This window comes from Mesorhizobium sp. WSM4828 (assembly GCF_055811175.1).
The window spans coordinates 136,736-148,777 of record NZ_JBVVQK010000005.1 but is presented as its reverse complement, the minus strand read 5'-3'; the positions used below and the strand labels follow the sequence as shown (position 1 = coordinate 148,777).

Below are 12,042 nucleotides of genomic sequence, written 5' to 3'. Positions count from 1 at the left end.
GAGCAGGATGATTGAACCAACTTCAATTCATCCTGCTCTAAAGGTCGACGACGCCGCGCTTGCGCAGCAGGATCCAGAGGAAGAACGGCGCGCCGGCGATCGCGGTGACGATGCCGATCGGCAGCTCGGCCGGCGCCACGATGGTGCGCGCGACGGCATCGGCCAAAAGCAGCAGGCAAGCGCCGAGCAGTGCTGACGCCGGCAGCAGGTAGCGATTGTCCGGACCGATCGCCAGGCGCAGCAAATGCGGCACGACGATGCCGACAAAGCCGATGCCGCCGCTGACCGCGACCGACGCCCCGACCGCCGCCGAAACGGCGACGATTGCGGTGTATTTCAGCCGCTGCACCGGAATGCCGAGATGGCCGGCCGTGGCCTCGCCGAGCGCCAGCGCATTGAGGCCGCGCGCCAGGAACGGCATTGCCGTCAGCGCCAGCACGATGACCGGCCCGACCGAGCCGATCTTCTGCCAGGTTGCGCCGCCCAGCGAGCCGAACTGCCAAAAGGTCAGGTCGCGCAATTGCCGGTCGTCGGCCATGAAGATCAGGATGCCGGTCAGCGCCATGGCAAGCGCCGCCAGCGCGATGCCTGCGAGCAGCATGGTCGCGACCGAGGTCCGGCCATGCCTGGTAGCGACCTGATAGAGCACCAAGGTCGTTGCCAACCCGCCGCAAAATGCCGCCAGCGGCAAAGCAAGCGTGCCCAGCGCCGAAGTGAACGGCGAGAGCACCGTGGCGCCGAGCACGATGACGGCGACCGCGCCAAGGCTCGATCCCGCGGAAACGCCGATCAGGCCGGGGTCGGCCAGCGGATTGCGGAACAGCCCCTGCATGACCGCACCGGAGACGGCAAGCGCGGCGCCGATCAGCACGCCAAGGATGACGCGCGGCAGACGGATGTCATAGACGATCAGGCGGTCGCGGGCATTCAGCGCCTCATTGCCGGGCGCCGCACCCAACAGCCAGTCGCTGATAACGCTGACGGCCGATGCATCGGATGCGCCCGATGTCAGCGACAACAGCACGACAAGGACAAGCGCCAGGCACAGGAACAGGATGACGATGCGGGCGCGCCGCGAACGGTCACCCTCGGCGGCCGTCGCCATGATGCCCGCCGCACCGCCGATCGAATGATCGGCCATCGCGCTCAATCCGTGACCTGGCTGCCATAGAGCGAGACGGCGAGATCGTGGATGGCGTCGGCCGTGCGCGGACCGAAGCCGAGCAGATAGCCGCCGTCCATGCGGATCAGCTTGCGGGCGGCACCCGCCGGCGTCGAAGCCACGGCAGGGTTCGAAAACAATTCGTCATCCGCGGTGGCCGGTCCGGCATTGTTCATCATCAGGATCACGTCGGGCCTGGCGGTGATGACTGCCTCGTCCGACAATTGCTTGTAGCCGGCAAAGCCGTCGATGGCGTTGATGCCGCCCGCAAGCTTGATGATGCCGTCGGCGGCGGTGTCGCTGCCGGCGGCAAGCAGCTTGCCGCCCTGCATCGACAGCACGAACAGGATGCGCTTGCGCGCCTTGATCGACGCGGTCTGCTTTTCGGCTGCCTTCAGCTTGGCGTCTATCTGGGCCGCCAGCGCATCGGCCTTGGCCTCGGTGCCGAGCGCCTTGCCGACGATGTGGATCTTTTCGAGAATGCCCTGATTATCATAGCGCTCGGGCACCTCGATGAATGGGATGCTTGATTTCTTCAAGACGTCGACGGCTTCCTTCGGTCCGCTGCCGTGCAGGGCCAATATGCCCGACGGATTGACCGACAGCACACCCTCCGGCGACAGCTGGCGCATGTAGCCGACATCCGGCAGTTCCACCGCCGCTTGCGGATAGCGGCTGGTCGAATCGCGCGCGACAAGACGATCCTGTTCACCGAGCGCGTAGACGATCTCGGTGATCGAGCCGCCGATGGCCACGATCCGCGAGCGGTCGGCGAAAGTCGCGATGCCCTCGGCGGCTTGAGCCGGCATCAGCGCGGCGAACGCCAGGAAAACAGCGGCCGCAGGACCAGGCGCCGACCTGGAGACCGATGCCAACCTGGAGAAAAGAACCATCGTCGTTTTCCTTAGGCTGCGGTCGGGCTTGGAATACGCGGCAGGTTTTCGGCCAGAAAGCGCCAGTCTTCGCGCTCGCTTTCGCCTTCATGCCGCTTACCGAAGAACTGGATGATCATCTTGCCGTCGGCGCCATAGACTTCGAGCGACGTAACATGGCCGTCCTTGGTCGGCTTGCGCACGGCCCAGACCTCATCGATGTGGTCGGTCCGCAGGTGCAGGTGGAAGGTCTCGTCGAGCACGTTGAGCCATGGTCCCATCGGCTTGATCGAGGCGACGGGGCCGGAATGGATCTGGATGCAGCCGCGATTGCCGACAAAGCACATGATCGGCATGGCGCCAGCAGCGGCGTGGTTGAACATGGCGTTCACCGCATTCTTGTCGACCAGCCAGGCGTAGTCCTGGCCGACCAAACGTACCGCCTGGCGGCGGCTGAGCTTCAATGTCTTCAGCATGCCGAAGAACTGGTGGACGTCGGTCAGCTGGCTCCAGCGGTCGCGCAGATCGTCGATGCTCGCCAAATTGTCCGCAGGCTCGGTCTCGTCGTCAGCCGCGCCCGCTGAAATCGCCACCGTCGGCTCCTGGTTCGGCGATTCCAGCCCGGCCACCAGTTTCTGATAGGCGTAGAGGTTGGAGGCTGGCCTGAGATGCACCTTGTGTACCGCCTCGCCTGCGGTGTCGAAGAACTGCAGGCTGCGGCGGATGTCGGCGCCATCGCGCTTCTCCACGGCAAAGCCGTGCGCCCAGACTTTTGGAAAAATGCGCAGGTCGATGTTCTCACCGAGCACCATGGCATTGTGATTGCCGGTGACGACCCTTTCGTAGACGCCGATCTTCTCGTGCACCGCGCTTTCGTTGCGGGTCAGCGCCATCACCTCACCGACAGCTTCGAGGCCAGTCAGGAGGTCGTTGACACGCGGCTCGACGCGCACGACGCCGTCGCCGCAATGCGCGGCGACCAGTTCGGCCTCCGAAATCCCGAGCTTAGCGGCGAGGTCGCGCTCGCGCATTTTCGGATTGTCTGCCCGTGCCCGCCGGATCTCGTGCGGGGCGGGTTTTACGCGCTGGTCCATTTCTACCACCTACTTGTTGAGGATGAGCTTGCCCTGCCGGGTGATCTTCAGCCGGTACATCGCACCGTGATGTTCGATGCCGATCTCGTGCTCGCCCTGGAACAGCGTGTTGCTGGACAGCGTTCTCACGGCCGATTGGACTCGGTCGAAACGGACGGAATTTTCGTCTGAACGGCGGACGCGATAGCGAAAGTCGCTGGGATTGTGCGTGTTCATTGGTTCGATCCCTTTCCTGTGCCGGGCATCTGGCTCGGCGCCTGCGTGAAATGCCGATTCAAATCTTGACTCGAATGATCATGTTATCTAGCAGTGCAATACCGGAGTAAATGAGTCAACATTTAAGATGCCGGATGCGATGAAAAATGCCAGCGAGCCCCAAGCCAGCCAGCATCGAACATGGATTCTTGGAGTTGCAGCATGGGGTTGGCGAATTGGGGACGGCTGGCGGGCAGCGGCCTGACACATTGTTCTATGACAAGCAAAATGGCTGCGTTTTTGGCCGGCGCGGCGGCGATCCCGCTGCTCGCCACACCGGCCGGCGCCCAGCAGGCCGCCCAGCCGGCAGCCGACCAGCAGCAGACTGACCCGTCTCAACAGCCCGAACAGGCAAAGCCGGCGGGCACCACGCTGCTCGACAAGATCCTGATCCTCAGCCGTACCGGCGAGACGGCGATCGAGTCGCTTGCTTCGGCCAGCCATGTCGACGAGGAACAGCTCGAGCGCCGCATGGCGACGACGCCCAACGAGATGCTGTTCGGTGTGCCGGGTGTCGCCGTCCAAGCCGACGCAAGGCGTGTCAGCTCCAGCATCAACATCCGCGGCCTGCAGGATTTCGGCCGCGTCTCCGTCATTGTCGACGGCGCCCGCCAGAATTTTCAGCGCTCGGATCACGGTACGCAATCGACCTTCTACATCGATCCGGAACTGATCAAATCTGTCGATGTGATCCGCGGCCCGGTCGCCAACACCTATGGCTCCGGGGCGATCGGCGGCGTCGTTTTTTTCGACACCAAGGATGCGCAGGATTTCCTCAAGCCGGACGAGACCTGGGCGGCATCAGCGACCGGACGTTATGAAACCAACGGTGAAGGCTGGACCACCAGCGCCAGCGGCGCCTATCGCATCAACGAGAATTGGGACGTGCTCGGCAATATCGTCTACCGCGACTATGACGACTACAAGCATGGCGGCGGCGAGACTGTAGCGGGCACCGGCTTCGACGTCTTGAGCGGCCTCCTCAAGACGACCATCCGCCCCAGCGAAAACAGCGAGCTGAAGCTGGGCTGGATCGGCTCGAACGACGGATGGACCGAGACCAGCGGCAGCGCGCCGGTGAACGACGCCGACCTGAAGGCGAATACCTTCACGGCCCGCTACAACATCACCGATGAAGACAAGAGCTGGCTCGATCTCCACATCAACGCCTCCTACAATAAGACCAAGCTCGATCTGACGACCCTTGTCGCGCAAAACCGGTTTGATCCGGTCACCGGCCTGCCCGTGGTTTTGCCGGCGGGCTCGAAATCGACGTTCGACATCGGCACCTCCGGCATCGACATCTGGAACACGTCGAGATTCGAGACCGTCGGCATTGCGCATGAGCTGACCTATGGCGGCGACTGGGTTGGCGACGATGTCGAGACAGGCGGCACCGCGGGCGGCGACAGTTTCTACACGCCCTCGGGCAACAGGAACGTCTCCGGCGCTTACGTTCAGGACAAGCTCACCTGGGACTGGCTCGAGGTCATCGCCGGGCTGCGTTACGACAGCTACAAGCTCGACAGCGATGTCGGCGAAACCTCTGGCAACCGGCTGTCGCCACGCATCACCGTGGGCGTTTCGCCCTTCGAAACCGCCAGCCTTTCCGGGCTGCAATTTTACGGCACTTATGCGGAAGGCTACCGTTCTCCGTCGCTGTCGGAGACCCTGATCAGCGGCAACCATCCAGCCGGCGTCAGCTTCCCGTTCCTCCCCAACCCCAATCTCAAGCCCGAAACCGGCAAGACTGTGGAGTTTGGCGTCAACTACAGCACCAACGGCGTCATCGAGGCCGACGACGCGCTGCGGCTGAAGGCGGCCTATTTCAACAACAATGTCGACGATTACATCGACGGCGTAACTCTATCGGCGTTCGACCCGACCAGCGGCTGCCCGTTCGGTCCGGGCATACCGATCTGCTTCCAGTATCAGAATTTCGCCAAGGCCAAGATCCGCGGCTTCGAGATGGAGGGCGTCTATGACGCCGCCTGGGGCTTTGCCGGGCTTTCCGCCTCGGTCACCGACGGCCGCACGATTTCCTATGAAGGCGAACGGGCGGACCTTGTCACCGTTCCCTCCTCCCGGGTCACCGGGCAACTCGGCTTTCGCTTTCTCGAGGACCGGCTGACCATCGGCGGCGAGGTGCAATACAACGGCAAGCCGCAGGGCAATCCGGTGGCCAGGGACTACACGCTGGTCAATGCATTCGCCAGCTACCAGGCGACCGACAATTTCAAGGTCGATTTCCGCGCCGACAATCTGTTCGACGTCAAATATGCCAACCCGCTGAACGCGTCGACGACGAGCGTCGTCTACGAGCCCGGCGTCACGCTGAAGCTGGCGGCGACCATGAGGTTTGGAGGCTGACGACAATGACAGGCATGACGGCATCCCTTCGTCTGTTCGCCGCGGCGCTGGCAATGTCGCTTGCGGCGGCTCCGGCATGGACACAACAGCAAGCGCCGGCGCTTCTCCTCGAGCTCAACGGCGCGCAGCCTTCCGACAAGGGCTGCCGCCTGACCTTCGTGGTCACCAACAATCTCGGCGCCGGTCTGTCCAAGGCGGCATTCGAGATCGCGCTGTTCAACGAGGTCGGTGTCGTCGATCGGCTGACCGTGCTCGATTTCAAGGAGCTGCCGGCAGGCAAGACCAAGGTGACGCGTTTCGACCTTGCCGGCACCGATTGCGGCAAGGTCAGCCGCGTGTTGATCAACAGCGCTACGGAATGCGCCGGCGCCGAGCCGAATGCCTGCATGCGCGGACTGAAGACGCAGACCAGGACCGGCATCGCCTTTGGGGTCTGAATTTTGGGACTGGAACCCGCCTTCGCACGAAACGCCGTGGCGTGGCCGCTAGCCGGCATCCTGCCGCCGGAGCCGGACGATCCGGATTTCGCCATCCCGCGCGGGGCGCTGCGTGTTTCGCCGCGCGACAGGCCGGAAGACAGTTACATCGCCGATGCCGATAGCGACTTGCCTACGGTCCCTGTGGAGCCGTTGTGGCAGGCACGACAGACGCAGCGGCGCCGCAACTGGACGGTGGCGATCGCCTGCTCTTGCGCATTCCACGTAGCCTTGGCGCTGGCCTTTCTCACGCTGCCGGACGACCGGCCAACGATCGAAGGTGCCGACCAGCAAGGCGAAATGCTGCTCGGCGCCGATCCGCAGCAGGCGGCCGGCAATGCCGCAGACGACCGGGAAGTGGCCAACGTAACGATGGTGACCATGCTCGACGCCAAGCCCGTCGAAACGGTCGAGGCACAGGCGACCGCGGCCGAGGAGACGCTCCAGCCGGTCACTGACGCGGCCGAAGCATCGGGAGTGGTCGAGCCGGTCAGCCAGGCCGCAACGGAAACTGCTGCCCTTGCCGATCGCACCGAGCCCGCACCTGCGCAACCGGTCCAGCCGGCGCGCCAGGACCCCTCGCCCGACATCCTTGCGACCGACAGGCTGGTGCCTGCCGACGACAATGCCGTGCCGCCGCCGGTGAGCGCCACCGAAACGGCCGAGCCTGCCGAGACAAGGGCACCGGCGCCAGCCGAAACAGTCCAGACGACCGAGACAGTCAGCGCGGCGGAAGAACCGAAGCTGGACAGGCCGGAGCCCAGGCAGTCGAAGAAGGCAACTGCAAAGAGCAAGCCGGCCAGGAAGGCCGAAGCAAACGAACCTGAAAAGCCGGCCCTGCGCAAGAAGTCGGGCAAGGCACTTGCCAAAGCCGATTCCAAGAAGAGAAAGACCGGCTCCGGCGGCCGTGACGAAACGGATGTCGCGCGCGGCACGGCCGACGGCAAGAAGGACGGCAAGATCCTGACCGCCAGCAGGGGCGGCAAATCAGGCGTCGGCAATGCCGCCGTCACCAACTATCCCGGCAAGATCAGGTCAAAACTGGTGCGGGCCTTCAATTCGACACGCACGCGCGCCACCGGCACGGCTACGGTTGCCTTCACAGTCGCTTCGAATGGCGGGGTCCGGTCCGCCAGGCTGACGGGCAGTTCGGGTGTTGCCGCGCTGGACAAGGCCGCTCTCGACGCGGTCCGCCGGGCTTCTCCGTTTCCCCCGATTCCAGACGGAGCTGGTCGCTCGGCCTGGCAGTTCGAAGTGCCGCTCGGTATCAGGTAGCGACCGTCCCCATGCCGGCACCAAAGTTGGCGCCGCCCTGCCCGCGATACGCGAGCCCTGGCGAAACCTAGGCCGCAGCCAGCAGGCTGGCATTGCCGCCCGCCGCCGTGGTGTCGACGCAGACGGCGCGCTCGTGGGCATAGGCGGCCGGATAATAGACTTCGCTGACCAGCGGCACGATCGGGCCGGCGCGCTCGGCGATGACCTTACGCACGATGCGCGCGGCCTCGGGCGTGCCGGAAAAGGCGACGACATCGACCCGCAGCGAGCGCGCTTCGACCGGGTCCGGACGGCCGTCGATCGCCGCCAGCGGCAGGCCCTTGCCGGTCAGCGCCGACAGTGCCGCCGGCGCGCCGGGTGCGACGGCGAGCACGGCATTGCCGGCGGCCAGCGCCTGGATCGTCTGAGCAAGCAGCGTATCGGCGTCCGGACCGAGGCACAGCACGCGGCCGCGCGGCGACAGCGACAGCGTGTTGGCCTCGCCGGTCGGCCCGGGCAGGTCGACCTGGCCGAAATCGATCGCGGCTGCAGTGCCGATGGCCGCGGCACCCTTGCCGCGCAGATGTTTCCTCAGGATGGCGACGCGATCCGGACGCGTCGACCAGCCGCCAAACGCCGGATCCGGCAGATTGTCGGCGAGCTCGGTCGCCGTCACCTTGCGGCCTTCGGCAAGATGGGTGCCGGCCTCCGGCCCCTTGCGGAAGCGCCGGAGATAATGCGGGCCGCCGGCCTTCGGCCCGGTGCCGGAAAGCCCCTCGCCGCCGAACGGCTGCGCGCCGACGACGGCGCCGATCTGGTTGCGGTTGACGTAGATGTTGCCGGCATGGATGCCGTCGACGAAATGCTGGGCGCGGCCTTCGATGCGGGTGTGCAGACCGAAGGTCAGGCCATAGCCCTTGCGGTTGATCGCGGCGATCACCGCATCGATCTCGTCGGCATCGAAGGTGGCGACATGCAGCACCGGGCCGAACACCTCGCGCTCCAACTCCTCGATGCCCTTGACCCGAAAGACGTGCGGCGCGACGAAGCGGCCGTCCTTCGGTGCTTCGAGCTTGGCGAACAGCCGGCCCTGCAGGCCCATTTTCGTGCAATAGTCGCGGATCGACGCCTGCGCCTCGTCGTCGATGACCGGGCCCACATCGGTCGAGATCCGCCAGGGGTCGCCGAGGCTGAGCGCTTCCATCGCGCCCTTCAGCATCTCCAGCATCTTCTTCTCGACGTCCTTCTGCACATAGAGCATGCGCAATGCCGAGCAGCGCTGGCCGGCACTCTGGAAGGCGGAGGCCAGGATGTCGCGCACCGCCTGTTCGGGTAGCGCGGTGGAATCGACGATCATGGCGTTCAGGCCGCCGGTCTCGGCGATCAGCATGGCGTCGGGCGCGGCGGTCTCGGCGAGCTGCTTTTCGATCAGCTTGGCGACCTCGGTCGAGCCGGTGAAGCAGACGCCGGCAATGCGCGGATCGGCGGTCAGCGGGCCGCCGACCGTGGGGCCGTCGCCGGGCAGAAGCTGGATGATGTCTTCCGGTACGCCGGCCTCGCGCAGCAGCTGGACAGCGCGGAAGGCGATCAGCGGCGTCTGTTCGGCAGGCTTGGCGATGACGGAATTGCCGGTGACGAGCGCTGCTGCGATCTGGCCGGTGAAGATGGCGAGCGGAAAATTCCACGGCGAGATGCAGGCGATGGCGCCGCGCGCCTCCGTTCCAGCTTCGGCATTGGCGGCCTCAGCCGCATAGTAGCGCAGGAAATCGACCGCCTCGCGCACCTCGGCGACGCCATCGGCCAATGACTTGCCGGCCTCGCGGGCGGCGAGCGCAAAGAACTCGACGGCGTTCGCCTCGTAGAGATCGGCCGCCCGGTTGAGGATGGCAGCGCGCTCGGCGACCGGGCGTCTTGCCCATGCCGGTTGTGCCTCGACGGCGATGCGCACGGCGGTCTCGACCTGCTTGGCGCCGGCCTCGCTGACCGTGCCGACCACTTCCGAAGGTTTTGCCGGATTGACGACCGGACGCTGCTTGCCATAGCCGGCGGCGCGGCTGACCGGCTTGGCGTGCCAGCGGTCCGGCCCGGCGAACTCGGCCCTAGCCTTGTCGATCGCCGCGAGCGTCAGCGTGTCGGTGATGTCGAAACCCTTGGAATTGCGTCGGCCGGGGCCAAAGATCGCCGACGGCGGCACGATCGCCGGATTGGCGGCGGGGCCTTGTTTCTCCACCGTCTCGAGCGGGTCGCGGGCGATGTCCTCAGGCTCGACCTCCTCGTCGGTGAGCTGGTGGACAAAGGAGGAGTTGGCGCCGTTCTCCAGCAGCCGGCGGACCAGATAGGCGAGCAGGTCGGAATGCGCGCCGACCGGCGCATAGATGCGGCAGCGCGTGTCTTCGGCCTTGCGCACCGTCTCGTGCAGTGCTTCGCCCATGCCATGCAGCCGCTGGAACTCGAATGTGTCGCGGTCCGTCGTCATCGACAGGATGGCGGCGACGGTGTGGGCGTTATGTGTGGCGAATTGCGGATAGATGCGATCGGTCATCGCTAACAGCTTCTTAGCGCAGGCCAGATAGGAGACGTCGGTGTTGGCCTTGCGGGTAAAGACCGGATAGCCGTCGAGCCCGAGCGTCTGCGCTCGCTTGATCTCGGTGTCCCAATAGGCACCCTTGACCAGCCGCACCATGATGCTGCGGTCGTATTTCCTCGCCAGTTCGTAGAGCCAGTCGATGACGAAAGCGGCGCGCAGGCCATAGGCCTGCACGACGACGCCAAAACCGTTCCAGCCGGCCAGCTCCGGCTCGGCCAGCACCCGTTCGATGACGTCGAGCGACAAATCGAGGCGATCGGCCTCCTCGGCATCGATATTGAGCCCCATGCGCGAATGGCGCGCCGCCAGCGCCAGCGACAGCAGCCGCTCGGCCATGACGGGCAGCATCTTTTCCTTCTGCGTCACTTCATAGCGCGGATGCAACGCCGACAGTTTTACCGAAATGCCGTGGTTCTGGCGGATGTCGGGGCCGTTGGCCCCGGCATCGAGCGAAGAGATGGCGTCGGCATATGCCTTGAGATAGCGCAATGCGTCGGCCTCGGTGCGGGCCGCTTCGCCCAGCATGTCGAAGGAATAGAGATAGCCCTTCTGCGTCATCGGCCTGCCGCGCCTGACCGCCTCGGCAATCGTGCGGCCGAGCACGAACTGCTCGCCCATCTCGCGCATCGCCGCCGCCACCGCCTTGCGGATGACCGGCTCGCCCAGCCGGCGCACCATGGCGCGCAGCGTGCCTTCGATGCCGCCCTCGCCTTCGTCGAGCACGCGGCCGGTCAGCATCAGCGCCCACGTCGACGCATTGATGAAGATCGAGCTCGAGCCGCCCGAATGCGCCGACCAGTCGTGCGGCGCAATCTTGTCGGCGATGAGGTCGTCCATCGTCTCGGTGTCGGGCACGCGCAGCAGCGCCTCGGCCAGGCACATCAGCGCCACGCCCTCCTTGGTCGAGAGGCCATAGGCGGACAGGAAGACCTCCATCAGCCGCGGATCGGACGAGCCGCGCACCGCGCGCACCAGATCGGCGGCACGGGCCGAAATCGCCTTGCGGTCTTGCGCGGACAGCCCGGCCGCCTCGGCCAGCCGCTTCACCGCCTGATCTTCGTCGGGCAAATAATTGGCACGGATCTGCTGGCGGATGGTGTCGAGCGCTGGCATGGCGGTCCTGTAGAGCGAGCATAGGGGAGCGGGCCGGCGTCACCGGACCGAACGGCGCAAGCTAACATAAGTGCGGATTGCAGTCGGTCCAAAGAAGTCGACAGAACAGATCGATCGATCTATCATTAGGACTGATCACCTCCAATTCGACCAGGAATCCAGTGACAGAAGACCAATTGGACCGGATCGACAGGAACATCCTGTCGGCTCTGGGCAGCAACGGCCGGCTTTCCATGTCGGAACTGGCGGCGAAAGTCGGCCTGTCGAAGACGCCGGTGCAGTCACGAGTCAAACGGCTGGAGAAGGACGGCTTCATCAGGGGCTACCAGGCGATCATCGACCGTGAGCGCATGGGCGAAGGCCATGTCGCCTTCGTCCAGGTGAAACTGTCCGACACCCGCTCGGCCGCGCTCGACGCCTTCAACCGCGCCGTGCAGGCGGTGCCAGAGATCGAGCAGTGCCACATGATGGCGTCGAGCTTCGACTATCTGCTGAAGGTCCGCACCACCGACATCGCCGCCTACCGCCGCGTGCTCGGCGAGCGTATCTCTGCCCTGCCGCACGTAGCCCAGACCTCGACGTTTGTCGCGATGGAGACGGTGAAGGATCGATAGGAGTTGCGGTGACGCTGGCGGGACAGCGCCCCCCTCTGTCCTGCCGGACATCTCCCCCACTTGGGGGGAGATCGGCAGCCTCAGTGACAGCGCCCTTTTTTCTCTAACCTAGAAAATTGGCGAAAGCGGAGATGACAGCCAATCTCCCCACTCGTGGGGGAGATGTCCGGCAGGACAGAGGGGGGCGCGAAGGATCGCTACAGAGCGGGCTGAGCCACTTTCACTCCGCCAGCGTCTTCAGAAAC

The 12,042-nt window shown here is 65.1% G+C and carries 9 protein-coding genes; 4 read left to right on the top strand and 5 right to left on the bottom strand.

Going from position 1 to position 12,042, the window contains the following annotated elements; translation table 11 throughout:
* Nucleotides 1-37 precede the first annotated feature (37 nt).
* The 4 genes from AC0L2X_RS08375 to hemP are packed head-to-tail and all read right to left on the bottom strand — an operon-like array spanning nt 38 to nt 3,344.
* Nucleotides 38-1,141, bottom strand: a complete 1,104-nt coding sequence (locus tag AC0L2X_RS08375) for a FecCD family ABC transporter permease (RefSeq protein ID WP_473599567.1) — start codon at nt 1,139-1,141, stop codon at nt 38-40.
* Between the two features lie 5 nt (nt 1,142-1,146).
* On the bottom strand, nt 1,147-2,055 hold the full coding sequence (locus AC0L2X_RS08370) for a heme/hemin ABC transporter substrate-binding protein (RefSeq protein WP_473556623.1): 909 nt from the start codon (nt 2,053-2,055) through the stop codon (nt 1,147-1,149).
* Nucleotides 2,056-2,066: 11 nt separating this feature from the next.
* Nucleotides 2,067-3,128, bottom strand: a complete 1,062-nt coding sequence (locus tag AC0L2X_RS08365; RefSeq protein ID WP_473599566.1) for a hemin-degrading factor — start codon at nt 3,126-3,128, stop codon at nt 2,067-2,069.
* Nucleotides 3,129-3,137: 9 nt separating this feature from the next.
* The gene (hemP, locus tag AC0L2X_RS08360; protein WP_473556626.1) at nt 3,138-3,344 is read right to left on the bottom strand and encodes a hemin uptake protein HemP; all 207 of its coding nucleotides are present in this window, start codon (nt 3,342-3,344) and stop codon (nt 3,138-3,140) included.
* 201 nt (nt 3,345-3,545) lie between these two features.
* Between hemP and AC0L2X_RS08355 the strand changes: the two genes are divergently transcribed.
* Genes AC0L2X_RS08355 through AC0L2X_RS08345 form a run of 3 tightly spaced genes read left to right on the top strand, consistent with a single transcriptional unit; the run spans nt 3,546 to nt 7,504 of the window.
* Nucleotides 3,546-5,753: a TonB-dependent hemoglobin/transferrin/lactoferrin family receptor gene (locus AC0L2X_RS08355; RefSeq protein ID WP_473556628.1), complete on the top strand. Its 2,208-nt coding sequence runs from the start codon at nt 3,546-3,548 to the stop codon at nt 5,751-5,753.
* Between the two features lie 5 nt (nt 5,754-5,758).
* Entirely contained in the window at nt 5,759-6,190 is a 432-nt protein-coding gene (locus tag AC0L2X_RS08350) for a hypothetical protein (RefSeq protein WP_352490658.1), read from the top strand.
* 36 nt (nt 6,191-6,226) lie between these two features.
* Complete coding sequence (locus AC0L2X_RS08345) at nt 6,227-7,504, top strand: energy transducer TonB family protein (RefSeq protein ID WP_473556631.1); 1,278 nt, start codon at nt 6,227-6,229, stop codon at nt 7,502-7,504.
* A 67-nt stretch (nt 7,505-7,571) separates the two neighbouring features.
* Here AC0L2X_RS08345 and putA read toward each other — a convergent pair whose 3' ends face one another.
* A complete protein-coding gene (gene putA / locus AC0L2X_RS08340; RefSeq protein ID WP_473599565.1) occupies nt 7,572-11,183 on the bottom strand; it encodes a bifunctional proline dehydrogenase/L-glutamate gamma-semialdehyde dehydrogenase PutA in 3,612 nt (1,203 codons plus the stop codon).
* Between the two features lie 161 nt (nt 11,184-11,344).
* On the opposite strand from putA, the gene AC0L2X_RS08335 reads away from it, so the two are divergent.
* Complete coding sequence (locus AC0L2X_RS08335; protein ID WP_473556634.1) at nt 11,345-11,797, top strand: Lrp/AsnC family transcriptional regulator; 453 nt, start codon at nt 11,345-11,347, stop codon at nt 11,795-11,797.
* Nucleotides 11,798-12,042 lie beyond the last annotated feature (245 nt).

Excerpts from the sequence above, each read along its gene's own strand:
- AC0L2X_RS08375 (WP_473599567.1), bottom strand. The coding sequence starts at position 1,141 with ATGGCCGATCATTCGATCGGCGGTGCGGCGGGCATCATGGCGACGGCC.
- AC0L2X_RS08370 (WP_473556623.1), bottom strand. The coding sequence starts at position 2,055 with ATGGTTCTTTTCTCCAGGTTGGCATCGGTCTCCAGGTCGGCGCCTGGT.
- AC0L2X_RS08365 (WP_473599566.1), bottom strand. The coding sequence starts at position 3,128 with ATGGACCAGCGCGTAAAACCCGCCCCGCACGAGATCCGGCGGGCACGG.
- hemP (WP_473556626.1), bottom strand. The coding sequence starts at position 3,344 with ATGAACACGCACAATCCCAGCGACTTTCGCTATCGCGTCCGCCGTTCA.
- AC0L2X_RS08355 (WP_473556628.1), top strand. The coding sequence starts at position 3,546 with ATGGGGTTGGCGAATTGGGGACGGCTGGCGGGCAGCGGCCTGACACAT.
- AC0L2X_RS08350 (WP_352490658.1), top strand. The coding sequence starts at position 5,759 with ATGACAGGCATGACGGCATCCCTTCGTCTGTTCGCCGCGGCGCTGGCA.
- putA (WP_473599565.1), bottom strand. The coding sequence starts at position 11,183 with ATGCCAGCGCTCGACACCATCCGCCAGCAGATCCGTGCCAATTATTTG.